Genomic DNA, 26,953 nt, shown 5'->3' with positions numbered 1-26,953 from the left:
ATAAAAAAATATAATGGTCTGCTTTTAAAAAGAGAAAATAAAGACCCCTAAGAGCAAAAAGGGAGAGTGAATGTGTTGCAACAAAAAAAACAGAAACAAAAAATACCCAAGATAAAATAGAACAAATCCTTTTTGCTCAAACCGATGAAGAAGATATTGCCTATTACGAAAATAAAGAACTTCAAAAAGCCGCAGCCATCGCAGTAAAAGCTTTTAATCTCCATCAAACGGGAAAAAATACTATCTACTTTGAACAAAATTTGACCCGTAATAACAAGCCTATAACCGCTATCACGCTTGTTAATGATAACAAACCCTTCCTTCTCGATTCTATTTTAAATGTTTTCAATCAACACAAAAACCATATCTATTTGATTGCACACCCTATTCTTGATTGTGCTTCTGGAAAACGCATCAGTCTGATGCAAATTCACATCGAGTCATTAAACCAACAGAAAATACAAAAACTTAAAAATGAACTCACCTTAGTTCTTGAACAGGTTAATGCTGCTGTACAAGACTGGAAACCTATGCTTGAAGAAGTTGAAAAGCATATTCATGCCTACCAAATAAGTCTTCCCCCGCACTACAAACAAGAAGGCGAAAAAGCTATTGAATTTCTTCACTGGCTAATGGACGATAATTTCATTTTCCTTGGTATGCGCACTTACAACTTCATCAAAGACCAACCCCCCCTAAAATCCTTTACAACGAGTAATATTGAACTTGGGATACTCACGGATGCTTCTATTCATATTGTTGACGATGAAAGTATGAAAGAACCTCCTCAAGAAGTTTTATCCTTCATGGAAAGCGATAATCTGTTTATCGTGACAAAAGCTAACAGCCGCTCCAAAATTCACCGTTCTGTTTGGCTCGATTATATTGGTCTTAAAATCTTTGATAAAGAAAACCAACTCTGTGGAGAATTACGCATTGTAGGGCTTTTTACCTCTTCAGCTTATACACGTTCTATTTTGCAAATTCCTTTCTTAAAAGAAAAAGCCCAAACTATTATTCAACGTCTTGGACATAATCACGCCGATTATTCAGGAAAAGCACTCATCAGTGCTTTAGAAACCTATCCAAGAGATGAAATGTTTCGCTCTGATGTTGATACATTGACAGAAAACACTAAACTTATTCTACAATTAGATGAGCGCCCACGTTTACGGGTTCTTGCCCACACTGATTCTTTTGGGCGCTTTGTTTCTATCCTTGTCTACGTACCGCGTGACCAATATAGTAGCAGCCTACGTGAAAAAGTTGGCGAACATTTTGTTGAGCTCTATAAAGGCGACTTTTTTGAATCTTATCCGCTATTTTTGGAAAGCACCCTTATACGTGTCTATTATATCATCCATCGCAAAGGGAACGAAACTGTTCCCCTTCACGAGCGCTCCACACTTGAACAACATGTACGTTCGATTGCACGAAGTTGGGAAGACAGCGTTCAAGCCATCGCTCTTACCCAGAAAACAACAGAGCAACAAACACGTCTAGCCAGCGAATTCCCCAACAGCTATCGTGATTTATTTTCAACTGAAGACGCTATTAACGATGCCGGACATATTTTAAATCTTCATGATGAGAAGCCCCTTTTCGTGAACTTTTACCACGCACAAAACAAAGAAAAAGGTACCATTTCTCTTCGACTTTTTCACCGCCATGAGGCTCTTGCCCTTTCCAAACGTGTACCACTCCTTGAAAATATGGGGTTTCGCGTTATTACTGAACAAACCCTTGAACTACCAGATGGCTATGGACACTCTGTGTATCTTCATGATATGCAGCTGGAAAGCACTTTTCAGCTCTGTATCGATTTTGAAAAAAACGGTCAAAAACACGCCGAAACCTTTGAGGCCATTTGGGCACAAAATGCTGATAATGACGCCTTTAATGCTCTCACCCAAACAGCTGAACTTGATTGGTACGAAATTGTTATTTTGCGCCATTATGGGCGCTATCTCCAGCAAGCTGGTATTCCTTATTCGCAAGATCGCGTTGCCCAAACTTTAAATGCTTATCCTGACATTACCCAAGATCTTTATGCTTTATTTCATTTAAAATTTCACCAAAGCCATAAAGAAAAAGAGCGGGAAAAAAGCCAACAGGTTATTCAAAAGCGTCTTGGAGAAAAATTACAGAAAGTATCTGGTTTAGATGATGATCTCATCTTACGCCGTTATTGTAACCTTATCGATGCGAGTTTACGAACGAATGCCTTTACGCCTCTTGACAATGGAAGTTCACGGCGTATTTTAGCCACCAAATTAAATCCGCGCCAAATTGAGGGGTTGCCTGAACCACGCCCTTACCGAGAAATTTTTGTTTATGGACCGGAAGTTGAAGGGGTGCATTTGCGTTTTGGACCTATCGCTCGTGGCGGAATTCGTTGGTCTGACCGTGCATTAGATTATCGCACCGAAGTCCTCAGCTTAGTCAAAGCCCAACAAGTTAAAAATGCGGTTATCGTTCCTGCAGGTGCAAAAGGTGGCTTCTATCCCCATCGGCTTCCCCAAACAAATGACCGTGCTCTCATCATAGAAGCAGCACGACAAGCTTATACAGACTTTATCACAGCTTTGCTCTCCATCACAGACAATCTGATTAACGGCAAAATAAGCTCTCCCCACAATGTCATCTGTCATGATGACCCTGACCCCTATTTTGTTGTCGCAGCAGACAAAGGAACAGCAACTTTTTCTGATACAGCAAACGCTATCAGCCAAGCAAATCACTTTTGGCTCGATGATGCTTTTGCCTCTGGAGGCTCAGCAGGTTACGACCACAAAGCCATTGGTATTACAGCTAAAGGTGCATGGGAAGCCGTCAAAAGACATTTTAGAGAAACATTTAATCACGATATTCAAACAACGCCTTTCACCTGTGTCGGTGTTGGAGACATGTCTGGCGATGTCTTTGGCAACGGGATGCTGCTTTCCAAACAAACAAAATTGATTGCCGCTTTTGATCACCGCGATATCTTTATTGATCCAGATCCAAACATAGACGAAAGTTATACAGAGCGTATGCGCCTTTTTAAACTTCCTCGCTCCAGCTGGCAAAATTACGATCAAAGCAAATTATCAAAGGGCGGTGGTATCTTCTCACGAAAAGAAAAAACCATTACTCTCTCGCCTGAAGCAGCACAAGCCATTGGTTTCGAAAAACAAACAGGAACACCATTTGAAATTATCTCTGCTCTTCTCAAAGCCCCTGTTGATCTTTTATGGTTCGGCGGCATTGGTACTTATATCCGTGCTGCAACAGAAAATGATGCCCAAGTAGGTGATCGTGCAAATGATGCAATACGCATTACCGGAGAGCAAGTGCGTGCAAAAATTATTGGCGAAGGGGCTAATCTTGGTGTTACACAACGTGGACGGATTGAATATGTCTTAAATGGTGGTCGATGCAATACGGATGCCATTGACAATTCTGCTGGTGTGAATTGTTCTGATATTGAGGTCAATCTCAAAATTGTTCTTGCATCAGCACTACGTGACAAAACGTTAACCCGCGAAGAACGCAATAACCTCTTGAAAAAAATGACACCTCAAGTCGAGCAACTCGTCTTGCGCAACAATTATCTACAACCCCTTGCTCTTTCTTTGGCGGAAAACCAAAGCACTACTGATTTGCCCTATCAAATACGCTTTATGCACGATTTGGAACAAAAAAAGCTTCTAGATCGTAGAGTTGAAATACTCCCTGATGAGCAAATTTTACGACAAAGAGCAACCCAAGGCAAAGGTCTTCTCCGTCCAGAACTCGCCGTTATTTTTGCATATGCTAAATTAACCTTAAAAGAAGAAATTGCTAATAACCCCATTGTTGATGATCACTATTTCAATACAACCTTGCTGAAATATTTTCCAACCCAAATTCAAGAAAATTTTAAGAAGGAAGTCATTAATCATCAATTGCGTCGTAATATTATAGCAACGCTGATTGCCAACGATATTGTAAATCGTGGAGGCCCCACTTTTGTTAATAGACTACACGATGCAACAGAACAAAAGACTGAAAATATTATTCGCGTTTTCATTGCCATTCGCGATAGTTTTGAAATTCCTCAATTGTCTGAACAAATTGATAAGCTTGATAATAAAATACCCGGTCTTGTCCAAAACAAATTCTACGCAGCAATGACCCCAATGCTCTTTGAAACAACCAATTGGGGTTTACACAACATAGATCTCTCACGTTCATTAGAAGAAATTGTAACAACAATAAAGCAAGCCCGTAGCGTTATTGAAAAAGAGCTTATGCATTCTCACGACAACGATATTAAGCAAAAGATTGAAGAAAAAGCATTACACTACAGCGAAGAGGGAGCACCAAAAGCATTAGCGAAACAATTAGCTCTCTTGGAAGCTGCTTCAACAATCTGTGATATTTCTTTAATTGCAAAAAAAAGCAACAGTGATCTTATTAAAACCGCAGAGATCTATTTTTCACTTGCGCAAATCATTCGTATAAACCGCATTAACGAAGCAAGTCGTATAATTCCTGTAGTAGATTATTATGATAGTATGGCTTTAAGCCAAGCCAAAGAAAATGTTTCTGAAAGCTTACGGCAAATTGTTATGAAAATCCTCAAAAATTATGGAAAGAAAAAAGATCCTTTTGACACTTGGAAAAAAACAGAAGAAGATCATATTCACAACATTACAAACCACATTAGTGCCCTTATTGAAAATGACCTCAATATTTCTCGTTTTACTTTTGCAGCAGGATTGATTTCTCAACTTCAAAATACTGGCTTTCAAACCTAAAGCAAATACAAAACGACCCACTCAATCTCCTGTTCTATCCAACCACAGTAAACCAACCGAGATGCGGAAGTTTGCATTTTAGACATAGCACCCAAAATGAGAATCTTGCTATTTATCATAATAGAATTGTTTGCAATAATTTCAAAACGACAACAGGATTGATTTTTCAACGTAAAAACATCAACTTTCAGACTTAAAAGCAGTACAAAACAGCTAAGCTTTTGCCCCCGTTCTATCCATCCATGACTAATCAGTAAGGGAAGAACGGAAGCGCTATCCCGCATTTTTAGACAAAGCACTTAAAATAAAAAATAAATTCAAATTTTACTGTCAAATATCCTTCAACAAAAAAATATAATATATTGATTTAAAAGCATAATTTTATCACTTTTATGTTGAAGGAGAAACCGATATTCCTAGTTTGCCTCATTTCAAATCTATTTATATTCAATCAATTAAATGCATTTCTCCTTGCATGTTGCAAATAGGAAAGCCGTATAGATAAAAAGCATTAAAGAAAGAACTAAAAAATACCTCTCATAAACCGCATCAAGTGCCAAGAACTGTAGAAACATTGGGTGTGAGTAAATATAAATATGATAGTGCCCTGGCTTCTTACTCCATAAGCGAAAAGATGATGGTGCTTAATGGCTTTATCATTATATCATTCAAGGCGACATCGTGAAATAGGAAGCACTGAGAAATATTTTTTTAACAAATGCGTAAAATTGAATAAAAAATGACAGTAAAGCTGAACGTTTATTTTCCCCTTTACAACTTCATATTCTCATCCAACTAGGCTGTTTACCTATTTTAAAGATTACCCTAAACAGATATAGGCAACATGCTCATTCCATACATAAAGAAAAAAGATTCCTAACACGGCACCACACCATCTCTATAAAAAGCCAATTCAGCATACTTTAAAATACCACTTTTCCATACAAACACTGTTTATATGTAGTTTGACATAAGATTTTGTACTAAGTGAAAAGAGGTGGGATTAGTTAGACGTAAGTGATAATTTTTTATTTTTATAGCTATTTTTTTTACCATTAAATACGTGTTTTGTTAAAATAGATTTTAACACTCTAAAACTGCAAAAAAGTGTGAAAATCAGAAAAAATCGAAATTTGGTGGTGAAAATGAAAAAAGGCTTTGGTACAAAACCTAAAGCGGCGCAAGACGACCAAGTTTTAAAAAACCTAATTTTACCCACCCATTGTTAATGAGCAAGGAGAGAACGGGAGCGCCATCGGCATTTTTAGGCAGTGCACCCAAAATAAAAAATAACGCTTGAAGATTATTGGCCTGCGCGGGAAATAAGCGCTGCAAAGTGTTAAGAAGCTTCATGGGCTGAATATGGACAAGTTCAAATTTTGCTGTCAAATATCCTTCATAATCAAAAGAAAAAGGCCCACTAATACGTAACCCACCACCTGTATGAAAAGTCAATTCACCTTGCTTTAAAAGTCCACTTTTCCCATATAGCCTCTGTTGCCAATTTTTTCCTTCATCTTCAGACAGAAGAGAGATGTTATTTAAAATAACTTTCAAGTTGCCATCAATTTTTGGGACATCAACAAAAGAAGATGTAAAAATTAGAGAAACATCAAAACCATCAAAAGCTATATTTCCCGATATATCATTTTTTTCACGTTTCAGATCAAAGCGCAAAAATTCTGCCGTTATTTTTTGAGGCGTATCTTTTGGCTCTAACGGCTGAATAATCACGTCATGCGTATTTTGCAAAGATGCCTGATCTTCTACATTTTCTCGTGTCGTTTTTTTATCTGTTGTTTGTGCTCCTAATGCTTCTTGAGACTTTTGATCTTCAAGGGAAGAGGAAAGAGATGAAATTTCAAGCCCTTCAGCTATAAACTTCAATGTCTTACCCGTTTTCCAATAAGGTTCTGTTTCAATCACCAAATTACGCCAATGCGATACTATGGGAGTTTGTCCGGAAAAAACAACTGATGCAGGAGAATGAACATTAAACTCGATCAAATGAGGTGCATAAATTGGTGCACCAGCTATCAAACGCCCCGTCGATAAGGAAACCCCATGTAAAGGCCAAGAAAATTGAAAATTGTCGCAAACAACACCGATACGCAAAGGATAACCATCCTTGTGCACATTCTCACATACCGCCGCCATATTATAGGAAGACGCTTTTGCGAATATATCAGAAACCTGGTCTTCTATTTTACGTGAAAAAAAAACCAGAGTGCGCTATAAATAAATATCAAAGCAAGACAAAAGAGCCCGCAAATTAAATAGCTCAAAGAAAAACTTTTTTGTGATGACGGTTTTTGAGAGGATTTAGACAACATTAAAACTTTCTTTATCTCTTCACTTCCTCCCCACCCTAAAAAGGATAAAGATTCTTAACAACGGTCAGTTTATAAACAACCCAACTTTTTAATCAACCGAATTTTATCGACTGATCACTTCAAGGAGTCCCTATACATCGATCTAAAGTACAGTATCTCATAAGCCTACAAAGCGAGATTTTTTCAAGAAAACCTATTACACTCTCTAACAAAAAATGCCTCATGTGTAAAGTTTTACATGAGTTTTCTACCTCCACCTTAAACGATGCTGTTTTACCGCACAACAAGAATGATAATGAATAGCGTTTCTAACACTCACACAAGGCGGCCGGTATACAAAAAATTTGTCGTAATGCACCTTCAAACCATTGTCCTAAAGCTTGATCATAAATTAAACGACCTTTCAAATGTGCACAAGCAGGTTGAGCACCTTTTTCAGCCAATTTATGTGCCGAACGCACGACCAACCGCCGCATCATAGCACGTGTAAACTCAGCATGAAATTGCAAACCCCATGCATTATTTCCATAACGAAAAGCTTGTGTAGGATATGTATGTCCTGTTGCCAAAAGCATTGCCTCTTTCGGTAAATCATAAATACCTTCATCATGGAAATGATAGACCATTTCTGGCCAATTCATCAATTCCTTCCCTTGAGGGGTTGCTTCTAGTGGATACCAGCCGGCTTCAACAGTCCCATCACTTCTTTTACCAACGCGCCCCCCTAGATTTCGCGCTAACATTTGTGCTCCAAGACAAATACCCAAAAAAGGCTTATTTTCCTTTAGTGATAACGAAATCCAATCAATTTCCTCACCAATATAGGCTTCGCTGTCATTCACACTCATCGGTCCCCCTAAAATAACAACACCGGCATAATACTCTAATGTATCAGGAAGTTTTTGTCCAAAAATAGGACGATAAATATCAAGAACAAAACCATTTTGTTGTAAAAATTTTCCCAAACGACCAGTATAGGTAGACCGCCGATGAATAACAACAGCAATCCTTGGTTTGTTATTTTTTTGTTTTTTATCAAGACATCTCTGATTTAAAAACATTTTTTAACCAATCACCTCTGCAACCAAGCAAAACTTCATTTTTAAAGCATAAGAGAATAATTTTATTGACAAAACTAACGATGTTTTTTCTTCTAGGTTAATTGTTTCTTCTGAGAAAACACCCATATTATCACACTGATGCAATTTAAAATAAACGAAATTTTTTCCTCGATAAAGATGTTTCTTCTTCTGTTTTGACCCCTGGATCATCAACATTTAAGTGAGTTTGACTGAACATTTTTACATCTTGTTCTTTTATATCTTGTTTCCCCACCTGCACATTATGCAAAAGAGAATCGTCTAGAGGTGTTAATTTTTCGAGCTTCTTATCTTCAACACCATCACTTTTTCCCATAACATACTCTTTGTCTTGCTTTTTCGGCACGATATTGTCCGCCTCTAATGTGAGAGAAGGCATACAGGGAGGCGCCTTCCATTCAAAACAGCCCAAACGTCCACTGATTGGAGAAACCGCTGACCAAGAAGAAAAAACGGACCCATCACACATCCATACTGGATCACGTTCAGCACGAAGTGCTAAAGAAAGCCATTGACGCACAGCACCTTGATTGTTTCCCTGTGCCTCTTCAATATCTGCCAACAATAAATAAACACTTTCACGTGGATGATACTGTAATGCTTTTTGTGCCTGCTCTCTTGCTAATGCTGTTTCACCAGCATCCAAAGCTGCTTTAGCAATAAGGAAAGCCGATTCAAATGCATCTTTATTATAAGAAGCAAGTGTCTTAGCCCTTTTTAATCGCCCAATGGCTCCTTCTTCTCTTTCAAGATAAAGCGTCCCCAAATCAGGATGAGGATTCTTTTGCCAAGCCGCTATAATCATTTTATCCGCTTTACGGATTTCATTTAACTTATAAAGAATATCAGCAGCAATAACTATTATTGGAACAAAATCAGGCGCCAATTTATGGGCTTTCAAAATGGCTTCACGTGCTTGTACAGGATGTGTATCAAACAAAGAAAGTGCCTGCCCACTTAATAGCAAAACCTGTATACGCTGCCGCTCTGGAGTAGTGCGAACAGAACGCGGGAGAGCTTTTTGCGCTCTTTCAAAAATAGTAAGTGCCTTCTCCCATTTACCCTCAGTACTTAACCGATCAAGCACCGCCTGATGCGCCCATAAAAGTGCTGGCGATAAAGTCAGCGCCTCTTCGGCATATTGTTGCGCTGCCTCATAAGCTTTACTCTTCATCGCTTCACGAAACAAACCATAAAGTCCAACCAGTTTTGTCGGATCTTCCTTTCTCATCTCCTCATAAAGACTGATGGCGCGAACAGAGTTATTTTGTAAAGACAAGGTTTGCGCTTGTAAGAATTTTACCAATGGCTCTTGTGTTCCTGCAAGATATTTAGCAACCTGTGCTTCCATTTTTTGCGCTACCATACCATCACCAGCAAAAGTTGCAAGAATCCCCTTTGAAAGAGCTTCATAACCGCGCTTTTGATGACGTTTATAAAAATAATTGGAAAGAGCACTTGGTATAGAAAAAAAGAAAGACAATAACCACCATAAAAACACCAGCATTACAAAAAGCAAAATAAGCAAACTTAACACTGTAAGCAATGAAGCAGAAAGTCTGAAATGCAAAAATGTGAGAACAAAAATACCATTGTGATTAGCAACCCACGCGAAAGCTAAACCGAGGATACAAACAACAAAAATATAAATAAAAACACGTATCATCTTGGTCCTATTTACATCTTTGTTGACTTAAAAGATCCTTGTTGCACAGACAATAACAATTGCTGCAACAACTGTTGAATAGCAATATGTCTTTCAAGCTGCTTAACAAAATCCATTGAAATATCTTTTGCACTTTGGGGCAATGATTGCCATTCGCTCAAAGCCTTTTCGTAATCACCAGATTGAATGGCAACTTCCATGCGTGCCGCAATAGCCCCCAGCGTTGTCCCTTTAACATTTCCAATCGGTCGTGAAACAATGAGCCCTTTTATCCATGCTAAAATTCGCTCAAAAAAACCAGCATCTGACGCAACAGTATTTTGCGTACCAACAATTGCATCGGCAACATGAGCAAAATCAACTGAAAGTTGTGCTGGACTTGGAAGACCCACAGTAGCTGTTTTTTGCAACACATCAAGTCCATCAATCGAAGGCAATAATTGCTGTAACAGCTTTAATTCATTATTATAAGACCCACCACGCTCTACAGCATTTTTTAATGAACTAATCGCAGTAAAGAGCGCGGTATCTATTTCTCTTTTCTTACTATTTTTAACAGCAGTTTCTTCCTGTATAGCTTCTAACTGTTGTTTTAACGCAGCAAGATCATTTGCATTGCTCTGCCCGACAGACAAAGCCGTCTCTATCTCTTTCGACTCTCTAAAAAAAGTTTGTACAGTTTCTCCAAGGGCTTTTATTTTTTCCTCTAAAATCGCAAAATCTTTTTTGCTTTCTTCTTTTGATAGTTGATCGTTTTTCGTTGCTTTAAACTGCTGTGATGAAAAAGAAGAAAACTCTGTTTTTAACGCATCGATTTCTTGAAGGACCCGCCTCAATTGTTCCTTTGTGTCTTCACCTTGACTTTTTGCGGCTTCAGCAATCTGCAAAGCTCTTTCCCCTCCAGCAGAATTTTCTACAAAAGGAGAAGGAAAAAAACCAGCCCATTGAAGCCCCATAAAAATTCCCAAAGCAATGAATCCCCCCAAAATCCCAGAAAGGGACAAAAAAAGCCAAGTTGTATTAGAGGTACTTTTATCCTGACCTTGCATATTCTGTTTTTCTCGCGCATGAGATTCTACAGAATTGTGGATTTTTTCCTCTGAATCATGAGGAACAGCTTCATGTTCAATAACTGGTTTCTTACGGCGCGTACCAGCATAATGTGGTTTAACTTTTGGTTTTGAAGAATCGACCATCTCTGTCACTTTTTGTGCACACTTTTTTTAATGATAAAATAATAAAATGAAAAAAGTTTTAAAAAATGAAGCTTTTCTCAAATATCTTCGTTTGCTTTACATCCTTTTTATAAAGAGTATAACTTTATAAAAATTTTCCAAATCTCATTTTTCCCAATAATATTTACAACTATAGAATTTAATAGACAAGTTTTTAAAAACACATTTGCATTTTATACTCAAAAATACAGCTTTATTTTTTAATCAACAATATCATGAAATTCAAAGAAAATGCCAAAACACATATTTTTTCATAGAAAAATCAATTCTAAGAGAAATACTTTGCATCTTTTTCTGTTCATGATACGCACGCAGGAAAGAAGCTTCAATATAAGGTTTTGTTTAAAATGCATCTACTGGGAATAGAAACAAGTTGTGATGAAACGGCAGCGGCTGTCATTGAATATAACAATGAATCAAACAGCCGAATTCTTTCCAATGTTGTTTGGAGCCAAATTGATCACCATGCACCTTACGGCGGTGTTGTTCCTGAAATTGCTGCTCGTGCCCATGTTGAAGTTCTTGATCATTTAATTCTACAAGCACTAACAGAAGCAAACATAAAATTAAAAGATATTGATGGCATTGCAGCCACCAGTGGACCTGGTTTGATAGGAGGATTGTTGGTAGGCGTTATGAGCGCAAAAGCACTTTCTCTTGCCACTGGTAAACCATTTATTGCAGTAAATCACTTAGAGGGACATGCTTTAACAGCTGTGTTAACGCACAACGTCAGCTTTCCTTATTTATTACTTTTAGTTTCAGGAGGGCATACACAAACAATCATTGTTCATGGAGTAGGCAACTACCAACGTTTAGGAACCACCATTGATGATGCATTAGGAGAAGCCTTTGATAAAACTGCAAAACTTTTAGGTCTTCCTTATCCTGGTGGACCAGCACTTGAAAAAGCAGCTTTATTTGGTGATAAAAATCGCATTCCCCTTCCACGACCTTTAAAAGGTGAAAAACGGTTAGATTTTTCTTTTTCAGGACTCAAAACTGCTGTTCGACAAGCCGCAACAGCCATAGCTCCTCTTACAGAAAATGATATTGCTGACATTGCCGCAAGTTTTCAAGCCGCCGTGACTGATACAGTATATGATCGTATTCACCTAGCCCTACAACACTTTACCCACCAATATCCTCTCTCTCATGATCAGGAAAAACGTTCTCCTGCTTTGGTTGTCGCAGGCGGTGTTGCCGCAAACCAAGCCATTCGCTCTACGTTGCAAGAACTTGCCCATCAACATGGTTTTGAATTTATAGCCCCTCCTCTTTCCTTGTGTACCGATAATGCTGCAATGATTGCTTTTGCCGGTGCACAAAAACTCGCACGAGGAGAAACAAGCTCTTTTGACATTGCACCCCGCTCACGCTGGCCATTAGATGAAAAAGCCGCGCCCTTGATCGGGATGGGACGCCGTGGAACAAAAGCATAATAAAATTGACGTCCCCCACACACATCTCAAAGAACGAATATTTCTACTCAATCCGGTCTGTAGATAGTCCGAATTTTCTATCGAGCGGATTCCACCTGCTTCCCACTCACACAATTCACTTAACCCAAAGCTCGACACGCAAACCTAAATATTCACCACACATTTTAAAAAAACTTCATGTTTCAAAAAACTACTTTATATCACTACACTTCAAATGATGGTATTTTACGGCATAGTAAGATCTACTCTCTCCCACGAAGCATAGATATAAATGCCATTTTTTGACCTCATCATCTTTGATTATCTATTCGTTTCATTGCCATTGTAATCTTAAAGCTTTTTAGAATCAATTTTCTTAATTTTCTCCAACAAACTCTTATAGTGAACGCATTTCAAACCATAGCTGAAAAAACAAGAAAAAACAGATAATGCCCGTTCTTTACTCCATTTTAAAAATCATCATTGATGGTGTTACAAAGATGCTTATAAAAATGCACATGATGAATACATAGCAGTCTATGAAAAAGGAGAACTCATGGCTTATTGGCTTTTTAAATCTGAACCCTATAAATGGTCATGGGAAATGCAAAAGAAAAAAGGAGCTGATGGCGAACAATGGGATGGTGTACGCAATTATCAAGCCCGTAATAATATGCGCGCCATGAAATATGGCGATAAAGGTTTTTTTTATCACTCAAATAAAGGTTTAGAAATTGTAGGCATTATAGAAATATGTGCTGAAGCACACCCTGATTCTACAAGCTCTGATCCTCGCTGGGAATGTGTGGATATCCGTGCACTTTGTGACATGCCAACACCTGTTTCATTAAAACAAATTAAAGCCAATCCCAAACTAGCAAATATGGTGCTGGTCAATGCCAGCCGCTTATCAGTGCAACCCGTGACAGAAGATGAATGGAAAGAAATTTGTTTGATGGGCAACCTTAAAAGGGAAATGCTTTTATCTTAAAACAATAATTTTTATACATTAACTCATTATAAAAATATGCTTCACAGCGCAGAAAAACAAGCACAATACATCCTTCTGTTAAGGTATTCTCATGCTAAATGCATAAATATGATGTTTTTCTTTGTCATTTTTTATTCTGCACTCTTTCACAATACAGTTTCCTCCAAAATTGCACAAAAAACCTCTTTATGATGCATCTTTTCGGCATTGCTAAAGGCAAGGCTTACTCAACGATTGTAATAAGCAACACCACGAATATCACACACAGCCCCCTTCGCACACAAATGCAACGAAAAAACAAAACTGAGCGTGGATAAAAAACAAGAAAAATGACCGTGAAATTCTCCTAAACAGTGCATATGTGTTAGGTTTTTCATGGATCTCTTCACGCTTAAAAAGCACATCATATTGGGTGTTCATTGTTTTGCATGTTGGATGAGAGCCTCTCATAGCGGAGGATTCTCTCATTCCCAACCTATTTATATTGAATCAATCAAAGCTATTTGCTTGGACATTACAAGCAGGAAAAGTCCCGTATGAATAAAAACGTGAAAGAAAGGACTTAAAATTCCTCTTATGAATCGTCTCAAGTGCCAAGGACTGTCCGCAACACCCACGAGCTGGCAAAGTGTATGATAGTGCGGGCTTGTTTCTCCATAAGCGTAAAGATGATGACACTCAATGGCTAAAACACGTTCTAGAGCATAAAAAACGCTTTCAACCAATACGTAAAATACTCTGCAAACGAAAATACCTTACTTTTCGGCAAGCAACCATAGAAATTATAAAAGTTTATTTTTTAAAAACGCTCTTTCTTAATTTTCCTCTCTTAATTTTTCTTGCATGAAAGCTCATTTTTCATGAAACTACTCTTTACCAATCAGTGCATCAACATGCCTATAAGGAAAAACATGAATCACTATACTCTTTTAATTGTTGAAGACGATGACCTACGCCCCATTTTAGTAGAACAATTGCAAATGCATCAAGAGTTTGAAATTTTCCAAGCAAAAACAGCAGACGCGGGAATGAAAATAATCCAAGAAGAAAATATTGATCTCGCTATTTTGGGATTCAAACTTCCTGATCTTGATGGTTGCAAAGCCGTAAAACAATTACGCACCCAAAGATTTCGTGCCCCCATTATCATGATAACGAATTATGATACAGACTGCGACAATATTTTAGATCTTGAAACAGGCGCCAATGATTATGTGACAAAACCCTTTCGCTTTGCGGTGTTATTAGCAAGAATTCGAGCACAGTTGCGCCAATATGAACAAAATGAAGACGCAACCTTTCATTTTGGCCCCTATACTTTTAAACTAAGACAAAAACTTCTTCTTGATCAACGCAACAATAAAATCTGTCTCACAGAAAAAGAAGCAGCGATTCTTAAATGTCTCTATTATGCCAATGATAAAATTGTCAGCCGTGAAACATTGTTAGAACAAGTTTGGGGGTATAATGAAAATATTGTTACCCATACTTTAGAAACCCATATCTATCGTTTGCGACAAAAAATCGAAAAAGATCCCTCCAATGCACAAATTCTCATAACAGATCAAAATGGTTATCGTTTAAATCTTTAATTCCAGATTTACTGTTTCAAAAATAATTTTAATATCCTAAATGAAAACAAAAACAAGATGAAAAAACCTTCACATATAGTTCGAATGCTATTACATAGAACTTACCCTTATCTGTACTCTTATGACAAAAGATATAACATTATGAATAAAAAAAGAAATATTCCAACATGAGAACCAGAAACAAAAGTGCTTTCAAACCTCACAATATGCTTGGTAACTTCTGCTTCACATGCTTTTGTTCTCTCTAAAGTTTTTAATATGTTCCTCATATAAATAATCGTGATATCTTTTAGCAATATTCTTGATCATAACTATCATCTTTAGATAAGTGATATTTATGATTATTTTTTTCAAAAATACCGCTCCACGCACTGCTTTATCTCACATTCACTAGCCTAAATTGAGAGATGTTTTTTATCTTTATAGTTTTCCTTCATCCTTTATGATTTTATCTCCTCTTAAGAGGTTGTATAATTAATGATATAATGCTAAATGTTTATCCTAACGATAAAGCCACTGAGCACCACCATCTTTACGCTTATAAAACAACAAGCCAGACACTTTGTTAGATCCCGATGCTTCAGACAAATCCTTGACACTTGAGATGGTTCATAAGAAGCATTTTAATCCTTCCTTTTACAGTTTCTAACCACCATGAACCATATTATACAAGGTCCCTTGGACTCCGCTATTTTTACATTTACGAAAATACCAGCATTTTTTCTCTCTTAACATATTTCTACTATTCATGGAATATGGTTCGGTATATAGATACTTGAGATTTTTTATTCACAAGCCAATTCCACATATAATGTGCAAAAAAATTGAAATAAGAGAATCTTTCTATATTTGCGGTTCTTATGCCAATGGCAAAATAATTAATTATTTTTATAAATTAAAATATTTCGCATTTGTGGTGATAAAGCAGGAATAAAAACACGTCGCGATTGACGACGCTGTACCAGCAAACCTTGATAAACACGTTTTTGTGCCTGACACATTAAGAGTCCACCAAAATAAGGCAAAAGATAGCGTGCAAATGGCTCATAAAAAAATGAAAACAACCGCGAAACGTAACTCGTAGAGGGCATATAATGCACAATTTCTTGTATTGGCCCAGAAACAAAATTTGTTTTTTCAAACAAACGAGTAATTTGTTGCCGACTATAGGGTTCGCCATAACCAAAGGGCGTAGTAATATTGCGCGCCCAAAAGCCAGAGCGATTAGGTACAATAACGATCAAGTGGCCATTGGGTGCTAAAACACGCCATATTTCATTCAACGTTTCAAATGAATTTTCTGTATATTCTAATGCATGTACCAATAAAATACAATCAACTGACGCATCAGGAAGCGGCAAATCTTCTTCAAAAACAAGTGCTGTAGCAACTTGCTCAGCACAGGGCCAAGGCGAAGCACCCTGAGCAGCTGGCATAAAAGCAAAACATTGTTGGGCACGTTCACGCAATATAGAAAGATAAGGAAGTGCATAACCCAACCCCATAATCCGTTTATCTGTAAGATCAGGCCACCATAAATTCAATTGGTCACACAGGGTCTTTTGCACACGCAGCCCAAGTGCAGAAGCATAAAAATCTTTCAGCGTAACGATATCCAACTCAACATACCATGTAGAAACAAATTTCAAACATTACAGATTTTCATATACCCAGATTATATGGATTTCTGCTCTTTTTCCGCAATAGCGAACATTTCAATATTTCATATTTTAAACTTAAATGATCAAAAAAATCAGTACAGAAAGATGATTATTGCATTACAAGCGCTTTAAGCATTTTCTTGGAGATGAACCCCATAGAGGTTCTTCATACACTGTTTCTGACATCAATTAAGAAAAAAGCCAACATTGGTTAATTAAAATGAAGCAATCTTTCAAGATAGTTTTTTTCTTCTTCTGGAATATGCTCCTTACCAAGACGTTTGCGAATTTCATCCAAAATCTGCCGCATACGCATTTGATCACTTTCTTGTGGTAGTGCCTCACCTTCTTGTTCTTCATCTGTTTTTGAAGAAAGTGGACGTCCTAACGGATCTTTAGGAACAGAATCAGCATTCTGATCATTTCCCGTTTCTTTGAGTCTTTCGCGCATTTTTTTTAAAACATTTTGTGCACCTAGCCTCAAAGATTCCAAAGCGTCAGACTGATTTTGTATAGATACCTGATGATTTCCATTATCAAGAGCATTTTCCGCAGAATTCATTTTTTCTTCTGCCCTTTTTAATGCGCCACCTGTTTCAAATCCTTGTTCTGATAATTCTTTTTCTAATGTTGATAATTCAGACTGCAATTCAGCTTGTCGTTTTTTTAAAGACTTTTTTTGTGTTTCCGGCACATTTTCTCCGCGTTTTTGTTCCATCTCTAACTGATGTGTTTCATTGAGAATTTCTTGCTGACGACGCATTAAATCTCCAAGCTTGTCCATCTTTTCTTTCATTTGTGCAGATTGGCTTTTTTCTCCCTCATTTTGATTGCCTTTTTGCACATGCAAATGATCAAGCGTCTGTTCAACTTCCGCCAAGAGTTGTTCAGCTGCTAAAGAAGAGCCCGTTTTAGCCATTTCCTCAATTAAATTTAGCTTTTCTTGTAATGTCGCTTCAGAAAGATTAGGACTTTTTGAGCTTTTAGAATTTTTAGAAACTTGACTATCTGGTGCTTTTTCAGCCAAAGCACGAATATATTCATCCATAGCTTGACGTAAATCTACCATAAGCCGTTCAATTTCTTCCGCTGAAGCACCGTAACGCAGTGCATCACGTAAAGCAGCTTGTGCTTGTTTTAAATTTTTTTGCACGGATTCAAGCTGATTATCTTCAATACCCAAAGCAATTTGCCATAAATAATCCACCACACCACGCAAATCCTCTTCTGTTTGCGCTAAAGAAAGTCTTGTCCAAGCACTTTGTAGAACAAGAAAATGCATTGCATTTTGCAAACCCTTTTCTGGACGCACAAGCAAAGAAGAAAGCATATCCAATACACGCTCTCTCGCAGAAGCATCAAGCGCTAATAAACGACGCAATTCACTCACCGCACGCGCAACAGGATTTGAAAAAACGTGTTGCGGTAATGTCATAACAAAAGTTTTGCTACGCCCTTTCTGCCCCGCACCATCTTCTGCCACCAAAGTAATTTTGACTTGCGAACCCGCCCATGGATGCGCTGATATATCTTGCACCATCCGCATTTTCCCCTTTCCACCACGTGGAAGAAGAAGCTCTATTTCCGGAGCATTATAAAGAGAAGAAGCACTTTTATTCTGAGGAAGAAAAGGCTCTATTTCAACAAAAGCCTTTGTCACACCATAATCATCATCCACCACATATCGTAACTCTAACGATCCCGTTAAAATCCGCCCTGGTTTTTCCAGCCAATGAATTGTCGGAAACGTGTCCTTAATCATCTGCAAATGCCACTGCTGTTTTTTACGACGTGATGATACAAATAAATTCATTGAATGCTTCAAATGTGTTTCAAAATGAGCGATTGGATCATTCAAAGCTGTTTGTTCCGTTTTCTCTGAAAACAAAATTTCCCTCCCATCTTCTACAGACTTTGCTTTTACTGTAACGCCAGCCCCATTGACAACACGCACAACAACATTACTCCCTTCAGGGATTTCTAGTTGTGTTTTCTCATCTTTTGTCAAATAAATCGGTGCCATACCGGTATAAGCAGGGGGTGTTACCCAAGCATCAATCCGCATAAATTTTTCATCAACAATAGGACGAAAATCAAAGGCATCAGCCAAACGTCCCCCTTGTGAACCAAAAGAAAAACTAAAAGCGCACACAAAAAGAAGAACACACAAAGACCTCAAAGCCAAAGGATCATAATCCGCACTATTAAGAGAGATAAATCCTGTTTTTAAATGGTATAATTGTTTTGCCATTCGGCGTTGATGTTCACGCCAAATAACAGAACTAAAATCTTCATCATTTTCAGAACACAAACGATCTGTCTGAATATTCAAAGGCTGGTGTCTAAGATCATTGACGCGTTCAAGACGGCAATTCACTTCCCGTATTGTGGGAAACCGAAAACGAATAAGAAAAAATAAACTCGCCCCAGCACAAACAAGTATAACCCCAAGTAAGAGCAAATGTGACCAATAGCCCAAAATACTAAAAAGTCCCAACCAGCTAAACGAACACAAGAAACTAAGAACGAGAAAAAATGGCAACAACCGTACCCACATCCGTTCAAATGAAAGGATTCCCCACATCAAAATGCGCACACACAAAAGCTTTATTGCAAAGCCTTTGATGTTTTTATTTTTCATAAACAAGCATTTATCCCCTTTTATCGTGGTGCATTAAGATCATAAACCCCATACAAGACAATTTCTAGAAAATAAATTGTTTCATCAAAGTTTAGTAAAAATAAGACCAAAAACACTTAAGAATGCTCAACCCAATCAGGAATATGATCACATCCCATCAATTGAGCATAATCAAGACGTGGACGAATAACCGCATAACACGTATCTTGAACGAGAACTTCTGGGACCAAAAGTCGGCTATTATAAGTACTCGCCATCACAGCACCATAAGCTCCAGCTTGCGTAATTGCTAAAAGATCACCGGGTGCCAAAATCGGCAAGTAACGATCTAAAGCTAAATAATCGCCAGTCTCACAAACAGAACCAACAATATCTGCACAAATAAGGGGAGCGTCTTTTGCTGCTTGTTTCACAAGAACGACATTCTGCCAAGCATCATAAAGCGTTGGACGCATCAGATCATTCATCGCCGCATCTACAATAACAAAATTCCGCCCTTGTCCCTTTTTTAAATAGAGAACAGATGTCATCAGTACACCAGCTTGACCCACAATACTCCGCCCCGGCTCCACAACAATATTAATCCCTAAAGGAGCAATATATTTCTTTACCAGCGCAGCATAATCAAAAGGAGAAGGTACAGTATGTTGTTCACAACCATAGGCAATACCAAGCCCGCCACCAATATCTATATGCGTTATTGCATAGCCATCGCTCCACAATTGACGCACACAATCTGCAATAAGAAGGAATGCCTCTTCAAATGGCTTTAAATCACAAATCTGACTGCCAATATGCATATCGATACCGCAAACCTGCAATCCAGGTAAAGAGTCCGCTTTTTTATAAGCCTCTCTTGCCAACAACAATGGAATACCAAATTTATTTTCAGATTTTCCTGTTGTAATTTTCTTATGGGTTTTTGCATCAACATCTGGATTAATGCGCAATGAAACACGTGCTATCTTTGAAAGCGCAACAGCCCGTGCCGATAACTGTTCAAGTTCTGGCTCTGATTCAACGTTAAAACAATAAATATCCTGTGCAAGAGCAAAATCTATCTCTCTCATGGTTTTACCAACACCAGAATAAACAATACGATGCGCCGGAATACCAACAGCAAGGGCGCGCCGTAATTCACCTTCTGAAACCACATCAGCTCCCGCCCCATTTGTCGATAAAAGCCGTAAAACTGCTTGATTAGAATTGGCTTTAACCGCATAAGCAAACAGACTAGGCATCCCTTGAAATGCCTTTTTATAGTCTTTAAAACGTGTAACCAATGCATTGGCAGAATAACAATAAAAAGGAGTCCCCACCTCCTGCGCAAGAGCAGCAAGTGAACAACCCTCAGCATGAAGCATACCTTGTTGGTAGAGGAAAAAATCCACACTTTGCTCCTACTTTATCAAACGATCAAGAATAAAAGGTTTATCATCTTCACTTTGAGCAACAGATGCTCCTTGCACAGACTTTTCCACACTTGTAAGAGGCATTTCCAATGACCCTTTACGCCCACACCCAACAACACAAACGCCTCCTAAAAGGACAATCATCAACCCCTTTAATATAATTTTCATCTGTCCTCTTTCTTCATCTCGATCTCTTTTTTACCTTTAAAATACAATCACTCAAGCGCTCACGAGACGCTTTTTCCAATACGCAATTTGCCGAAAAATCTCTGCAGGTGCTGTTCCCCCAAAGCTTTTGCGACTTTCAGCAGATTTTTCAACAGACAAAACATCAAAAAGTGTCGCATTGATATCAGAACAAATTGCTTGAAGTTCATCTAATGATAAATCCTGAAGGCGACACTATTTTTTTCTGCCAATACCACAGCACACCCTGTAATGTGATGTGCTTCGCGAAAAGGAATCCCTGATTCTCGTACCAGCCAATTAGCAAAATCTGTAGCTGTTGCATACCCTAAATCCGCTGCTTGTTTCATAACTTCTTTATTAACTTTCAAATCAGCAATCATCTCTGTCATTTCTGCTAGTGATAATTCCAAACTCAAAGCCCCATCAAACACATATTCTTTATCTTCTTGCATATCCTTCGAATAAGCAAGGGTAACCCCCTTTCATCACCGTTAACAGCCCTATTAATGCGCCATTCAGCCCGTCCCACTTTAGCCCGCACAAGTTCGGCAGCGTCAGGATTTCTCTTTTGTGTAATAATAGAGAAACCTGTTGAAAAGGCATCAGATAAACGAATAAAATAAAATTGCGCACTTGACCAAAGGACGATTTCTTCTGCTAAACGTGAAAGATGCGTTGCACAAAGAGCGCCAGCGCTTAAAAATTCTAAGGCAAAATCACGATCCGAAACACTACCAATTGAATTGCGTATTGGTTCTCGAAGGCCTAACGCTTTTGCTGTCATAAAGCGATCAATTGGAAAGCCTGTCCCTGCCAAAGCAGCCGCCCCTAAAGGTGATTCATTCATGCGCTCAAGGGCATCACGCATCCGCGATAAATCTCGACCAAACATTTCAACATAAGCCATCATATAATGACCCAATGTTACGGGTTGAGCCAATTGTAAATGCGTAAAGCCTGGCATAAAGGTATCAACATGTTGTGTTGCTCGAATAAGCAATTGCTCTATCAATCCTTTTAAATCTTGTGCTATCTTTTGCGTTGCTTCACGTATCCACAAGCGAAAATCAACAGCAACTTGATCATTGCGTGCACGCACCGTATGCAAACACCCTGCTACAGAACCAATCAATTCGCTCAGCCGCGCTTCAATATTCATATGAATATCTTTAAACTTTCGTGAAAAAACAAATTTACCGTCTTCAATTTCTTGGCGAATAAGTTTCAAACCATAAACAATTTTTTCATAATCTGATTGTGAAATGATTTTTGTTTGCGCTAACATAGCTGCATGAGAAAGGGAATCTTCAATATCTTGTCGATAAAGTTTTTGATCAAAATCAATTGAGGCATTAATTTCTTCTATAATTGCAGAAGGACCTGCCGCAAACCGACCATCCCACATTTGGTTCTTTAACTTCTCATCTGTCATATTCTGAAAACACCCATACAAAGGACAAAATTATGATTTCTCAAATTTTCATCAGCGAAAAAAACAATAAAAAAAGGCAATTCTCCGTTGCATTCTTTATCATTGCATTGAGTTTATACGCAACCATAAACTACGATAACAAAAGAGAGTCTTTCCTTTTCAATTTCATTTCAGCAGCAAAAGCACAAAAAATAAACACTGATAAAACACGAGCAGAAAAAATGATGGCGATCCGAAAAGCAGCAAAAGGCTTTTTTAGTCACATACGATTTGCTGATACGCCCTCAGATATGAATAAACTCTCTTTCAAGAATATTCAAGGAAAAGAGCACACACTCCGCGAATTTATTGGAAAACCGATGCTGGTCAATCTATGGGCTATTTGGTGTGCACCTTGCCGCACAGAAATGCCAGAACTTGCGCAATTAAAACGTGAATTAGGTGGAGAAAACTTTGATGTCATAGCTATTAATATCGATAAAACTGCTTCTCCTGAAAAAATTCAGCAATTTTTACAGAATATTCATGCGGATAATTTGCTTTACTATCGCGATGAAACAATGGATATTTTCAACAATGTTAGAAAACAGGGGCTCGCTTTAGGACTCCCCATTACATTGCTTATCGATAAAGAGGGCTATCTCATTGCTTCCTTCAATGGTGCAGCTCCATGGGCCAATGACGACGCCAAAGCACTTATAAAAGCAGTCATTAAAGAAGCGCTATAACTTAATAACCGCGTCTTTTTAAACGTTGTATAACGAGATCTAGTGCTGACAAAAAAGCAGAACGGTCTTTACGACAAAAAGGACGGGGACCACCTGTTATACTGCCCTGTCCACGCAAATCTTCCATCAAATTGCGTATCGCCAAAGCCTGACCAATTGAATTTACATCAAAAATACGCCCCGTTGGCGAAAGACAAAAACCCCCCGCTTGCACAACTCGTGCTGCTAAAGGAATATCACTGGTAATAACGATACTTGCCTCATGCACATGTTCTACAATCCAATCATCAGCACAATTGAATTCACCAGCAACGACCACTCTTTCAATGAGTGCTTCACCTGGAAGGGACAAAAAACGATTTGCCACAACAAATGTCTTAAGCTGATAACGATTCATCACACGATAAACTTCATCTTTTACAGGACAAGCATCCGCATCAATCAACAAAGTGATAGCAGGCTTTATTGGGATATTCATACCTTGGCTTTCACGCAATAATAAGTTCTTTCATTCATCTGAATGTTGCAAATGCTTGCGATAAAACATTATCGCCGCGTTTATTTCTCCTCCCAAAATAAAAATTGCACTCAATATGTAAAGAAAAATAATAGCAACCATAATAGATGCTAACCCTGCATAGGTAGAAATATAATCAAACATTGTTAAATATTGAGCAAAAGCAATTGAAGCCATAAACCATACAAACATTGTCAGTACAATTCCTGGTAAAATATCTATAAACTTCCGACGCTCTGCTGGTAGCCATTTATGAACAATCAAAAGGCTTACAAAAAGAACAACCGCTGCGATTATGTAACGCCATAGACGAATGATACCGATATATTCTGTAATGAAAAAAGAATGATTTTGCATAATTTTGATCAGCAGAGGTGTTAAAATCAACAAAACGCTGATTACAACAAGACCAACAGCTCCAAGAATCACAAAAAACAAACTTTGAAAACGACAAAACAACAAGCTACGCCGATCAACAACACGATAAGCTCTATTTAAAGCTGTACGTAACGCCTCTATCCCATTAGAGGCAAAATAAGCCGCTCCGATGACAGAAACTGTTAACACTCCTCCCCGCTGTATGGTTAAAACATTGATAATTTCCTGAGATAAAGGCTCTGCAATAACATCTGGTAATAACTGCACAAGTGCTTTGATTTTTTGCGGTGTATATGTAAAAGCACCAAGAAAACTGGCAAGAGAAGTTCCAAAAATAAAAAAAGGGAAAAATGCTAAAAGCCCAGAGAGCGCGACATGGCTTGCAAAAGCACTCCCGTTATCACGCCAATAATGGCTTACTGCATCAACAAGAATACGATAGCTATACCAAAAGATATTTCTTAACAAATTTCAATACTTTCTGGTAAAACTCTTCCTCAGTCTATTTCAAGCTTTATAAAAATCATCAAAACTCTACAAACAAACATTTTCTAATGTTGCAATATAAAGGACAATAATCAATACGGTCAAGCCTGACTTTATACTAAACCAAAAACAACAACCCACTATATGAAGTTCTACAACGACTTCATTTTTTGTCTCTTCTACAGATCAGTAACCTCTTCTGTACATCATATGCCCTATAGAGAGCTAAGCACGATAATCTTGCACACATAAAACCTTTTGAAGTCATTGTTATCTGTATCGAAGCAATCGCCACTCTTTTTTATTGCAATCTATGACTGAATAGAGAAAAAACTTCTTATCGATTTCTAGAAAGAATCAACGAAATTCAGCAAAACTCTTCAGTTTTTACGTGAGTTCTTTAGAAACACTCTGACGTCCAAAATCAGGAGCATCAATTTCCTGTCCAGCATCAATAATATTGCGACGTACAGCACGCGTACGTGTAAAAAAGTTAAATAATGTCTCACCATCTCCTAAACGAATTGCCTGCTCTAAAAAAGCAAGCCCCTCACTAAAACGGCTCAACATTTCTAAAATAGCATCCTTATTATGCAAACAAATATCGCGCCACATAACGGGATCAGAAGATGCCAAGCGAGTAAAATCACGAAAACCTGAAGCAGAATAAGCAATGACTTCCGAATTTGTTACTTTTTCTAAATCACTAGCCGTCCCAACAGTATTATACGCAATCAAATGCGGCAAATGCGAAACAATAGCCAAAACAAGATCATGATGTTTAGGATCCATCTTTTCGACACGCGCACCACAAGCTTCCCAAAACGCTGTTAATTGTGCGACAGCAGCAGCATCACTCTCAGCAAAAGGCGTTAAAATACACCAACGATTCATAAATAAATCAGCAAAACCAGCATCCGGTCCTGAATATTCCGTTCCAGCAATTGGATGCCCTGGAATAAAATGAACCGTTTTTGGCAATAAAGGTGCCATTTCCGCAACAACCAACGCTTTCGTAGAACCAACATCACTCACAATCGCTCCAGGTTTTAAATGATCACGAATGGTTTTTGCTACTTCTGCACTAGCCCCAACAGGAACAGAAAGAATAACCAAATCTGCTCCTTCAACAGCTTTTGCATTATCTGTCGTATAAAAGTCCCCAAGCTCCAATTCACGCGCTCTTTTCAGGGTTTCTAAACGACGTGTTGCAATAGAAATCTGAGCCGCAAGATTTTTCTTTTTAATCACTCTTGATAAAGAAGACCCAATCAAACCGATTCCAATGAGTGCTATTTTTTCAAATTGAATATGGGACATCTTTCACCTTCAAAGATTTTTTGCAAATGGTAATAAAGACAATTGTAAAATCATAATTTTCCTGTCTGTTTGTTCAAGAGTTATGCATAAAACATTAAAAAACGACAACTAGGGAATAAAGTAATAACGCAGTTTATCAATCATCACCTGCGCAAGCTGAAAACAGATCATTTTACCTAGAAAACACATAAAAAATAAATGACGAGAAATCTAACATCATGCTCTAAAACTCCTACTTAATTACTGATCAAAGCGCATCACTAAAACAAAATAATAAATGCACTTTCAATTAAGATAATAACGACTCTACATAAAATCTCATCAGTTTACTTTATCTCTCTAATTTACTCACAAAAAACACCTCAAAAGCGTAAGCAGACACCAACTCTTCCCGAATTATCCCGATATGTTTATTAATTTGTACATTAGACCTATATAAAAACGTATTACGCCTCCACCTACAACATCAACACAAGTTTTGCGAATATTGAAAACAGCGCATACAAAAAGATACTATTAAAAATATTTTCCTCTCCCGATTCCTGATACTATAAATCAAACAAATATGAGAAAAACACGCCCTCTCAATAAAGAAAAAGTTTGATAACAAAACACCGAACATCCCTTTAATGGAGTCACAACCCTCACGGTAAAATAGAACGCCCTAAACAGAATAGATTTGGATTACAATTCATGCGTTTGTTTTTAAAAGACATCTCGCTCCCCAGCCTATCTCACAATAGTGTTCATAAATGTTATAACTATAAATCTATTAAGCACGACCCTCTTTACACTTAATAAAACACTATCATTATATTTGCCTACCGCCACAATGTTGCGAAAACCCTTGGAATTTGAGAGCATTTATAAGAGGCATTTTTAGTGCTTTCCTGTACAGTTTTTATCCACATACCCCCTTATGACGTGCCATAGACATCGTTTTGATTGATTTAATATGAAAAATAATGAATTATTAATAATAAACAATGGCTTGCTCTGTTTATGAGATACATTCATTGCTAAGATAATCATCTCTGTATCAAACATAAAAGTCTCCTCATAGGTGCTGT

The 26,953-nt window shown here is 37.9% G+C and carries 18 protein-coding genes and 1 pseudogene; 5 read left to right on the top strand and 14 right to left on the bottom strand.

Translation table 11 applies throughout. The features are described 5' to 3' along the window. Window positions 1-116: 116 nt before the first annotated feature. Entirely contained in the window at window positions 117-4,781 is a 4,665-nt protein-coding gene (locus ACFIJ0_RS04895; RefSeq protein ID WP_375661408.1) for an NAD-glutamate dehydrogenase, read from the top strand. Here the strand turns inward: ACFIJ0_RS04895 and ACFIJ0_RS04890 are convergent. From ACFIJ0_RS04890 to ACFIJ0_RS04870, 5 genes are all read right to left on the bottom strand, one after another. Then, on the bottom strand, window positions 4,778-5,065 hold the full coding sequence (locus ACFIJ0_RS04890) for a hypothetical protein (protein WP_375624875.1): 288 nt from the start codon (window positions 5,063-5,065) through the stop codon (window positions 4,778-4,780). The two genes, ACFIJ0_RS04895 and ACFIJ0_RS04890, sit on opposite strands and share 4 nt — an antisense overlap. An 886-nt stretch (window positions 5,066-5,951) precedes the next feature. Beyond that, window positions 5,952-7,007: a DUF2125 domain-containing protein gene (locus ACFIJ0_RS04885; RefSeq protein WP_375644280.1), complete on the bottom strand. Its 1,056-nt coding sequence runs from the start codon at window positions 7,005-7,007 to the stop codon at window positions 5,952-5,954. A 415-nt stretch (window positions 7,008-7,422) separates the two neighbouring features. Beyond that, window positions 7,423-8,175, bottom strand: a complete 753-nt coding sequence (locus ACFIJ0_RS04880) for a glutamine amidotransferase (RefSeq protein ID WP_375624874.1) — start codon at window positions 8,173-8,175, stop codon at window positions 7,423-7,425. A gap of 145 nt (window positions 8,176-8,320) precedes the next feature. Next, a complete protein-coding gene (locus tag ACFIJ0_RS04875) occupies window positions 8,321-9,880 on the bottom strand; it encodes a heme biosynthesis protein HemY (protein ID WP_375644260.1) in 1,560 nt (519 codons plus the stop codon). A gap of 11 nt (window positions 9,881-9,891) precedes the next feature. Further along, window positions 9,892-11,076, bottom strand: a complete 1,185-nt coding sequence (locus ACFIJ0_RS04870; RefSeq protein ID WP_375624872.1) for a COG4223 family protein — start codon at window positions 11,074-11,076, stop codon at window positions 9,892-9,894. A 386-nt stretch (window positions 11,077-11,462) separates the two neighbouring features. On the opposite strand from ACFIJ0_RS04870, the gene tsaD reads away from it, so the two are divergent. Then, window positions 11,463-12,557, top strand: a complete 1,095-nt coding sequence (gene tsaD, locus ACFIJ0_RS04865) for a tRNA (adenosine(37)-N6)-threonylcarbamoyltransferase complex transferase subunit TsaD (RefSeq protein WP_375644259.1) — start codon at window positions 11,463-11,465, stop codon at window positions 12,555-12,557. 535 nt (window positions 12,558-13,092) lie between these two features. Then, window positions 13,093-13,527, top strand: coding sequence for an EVE domain-containing protein (locus ACFIJ0_RS04860; RefSeq protein WP_375624870.1), 435 nt, complete (start codon window positions 13,093-13,095; stop codon window positions 13,525-13,527). 227 nt (window positions 13,528-13,754) lie between these two features. Here the strand turns inward: ACFIJ0_RS04860 and ACFIJ0_RS04855 are convergent, their stop codons facing one another. Beyond that, complete coding sequence (locus ACFIJ0_RS04855) at window positions 13,755-13,904, bottom strand: hypothetical protein (protein WP_375644258.1); 150 nt, start codon at window positions 13,902-13,904, stop codon at window positions 13,755-13,757. A 534-nt stretch (window positions 13,905-14,438) separates the two neighbouring features. Here ACFIJ0_RS04855 and ACFIJ0_RS04850 point away from each other — a divergent pair. Continuing rightward, a complete protein-coding gene (locus ACFIJ0_RS04850; protein ID WP_375624868.1) occupies window positions 14,439-15,119 on the top strand; it encodes a response regulator transcription factor in 681 nt (226 codons plus the stop codon). Between the two features lie 878 nt (window positions 15,120-15,997). Here the strand turns inward: ACFIJ0_RS04850 and ACFIJ0_RS04845 are convergent. The 5 genes and pseudogenes from ACFIJ0_RS04845 to argH form a co-directional block, all read right to left on the bottom strand. Further along, on the bottom strand, window positions 15,998-16,768 hold the full coding sequence (locus ACFIJ0_RS04845; RefSeq protein ID WP_375624867.1) for a class I SAM-dependent methyltransferase: 771 nt from the start codon (window positions 16,766-16,768) through the stop codon (window positions 15,998-16,000). A 223-nt stretch (window positions 16,769-16,991) separates the two neighbouring features. After that, window positions 16,992-19,421 (bottom strand): TIGR02302 family protein, encoded by a 2,430-nt coding sequence (locus ACFIJ0_RS04840; protein WP_375624866.1) that lies wholly within the window; start codon window positions 19,419-19,421, stop codon window positions 16,992-16,994. 116 nt (window positions 19,422-19,537) lie between these two features. Continuing rightward, window positions 19,538-20,812, bottom strand: a complete 1,275-nt coding sequence (gene lysA / locus ACFIJ0_RS04835) for a diaminopimelate decarboxylase (RefSeq protein WP_375624865.1) — start codon at window positions 20,810-20,812, stop codon at window positions 19,538-19,540. Window positions 20,813-20,821: 9 nt separating this feature from the next. Beyond that, window positions 20,822-21,001: a lipoprotein gene (locus ACFIJ0_RS04830; RefSeq protein ID WP_375624864.1), complete on the bottom strand. Its 180-nt coding sequence runs from the start codon at window positions 20,999-21,001 to the stop codon at window positions 20,822-20,824. 51 nt (window positions 21,002-21,052) lie between these two features. Further along, window positions 21,053-22,454: pseudogene (argH, locus tag ACFIJ0_RS04825) on the bottom strand (argininosuccinate lyase). Window positions 22,455-22,486: 32 nt separating this feature from the next. On the opposite strand from argH, the gene ACFIJ0_RS04820 reads away from it, so the two are divergent. Then, entirely contained in the window at window positions 22,487-23,182 is a 696-nt protein-coding gene (locus tag ACFIJ0_RS04820) for a TlpA disulfide reductase family protein (protein WP_375624863.1), read from the top strand. Window position 23,183: 1 nt separating this feature from the next. On the opposite strand, the gene ACFIJ0_RS04815 is transcribed toward ACFIJ0_RS04820, so the two are convergent. From ACFIJ0_RS04815 to ACFIJ0_RS04805, 3 genes are all read right to left on the bottom strand, one after another. Then, complete coding sequence (locus tag ACFIJ0_RS04815; RefSeq protein ID WP_375624921.1) at window positions 23,184-23,660, bottom strand: YaiI/YqxD family protein; 477 nt, start codon at window positions 23,658-23,660, stop codon at window positions 23,184-23,186. A gap of 30 nt (window positions 23,661-23,690) precedes the next feature. Continuing rightward, the gene (locus ACFIJ0_RS04810) at window positions 23,691-24,545 is read right to left on the bottom strand and encodes a YihY/virulence factor BrkB family protein (RefSeq protein ID WP_375624862.1); all 855 of its coding nucleotides are present in this window, start codon (window positions 24,543-24,545) and stop codon (window positions 23,691-23,693) included. A gap of 405 nt (window positions 24,546-24,950) precedes the next feature. Next, window positions 24,951-25,883: a prephenate/arogenate dehydrogenase family protein gene (locus ACFIJ0_RS04805; protein WP_375624861.1), complete on the bottom strand. Its 933-nt coding sequence runs from the start codon at window positions 25,881-25,883 to the stop codon at window positions 24,951-24,953. Window positions 25,884-26,953 lie beyond the last annotated feature (1,070 nt).

The sequence above is a fragment of the Bartonella sp. OC68QHHN genome (genome assembly GCF_042193875.1).
Taxonomy (GTDB): Bacteria; Pseudomonadota; Alphaproteobacteria; order Rhizobiales; family Rhizobiaceae; genus Bartonella; species Bartonella grahamii_A.
Note: the sequence above shows the minus strand (reverse complement) of the source record. Positions and strands in the feature narration are given on the sequence as shown.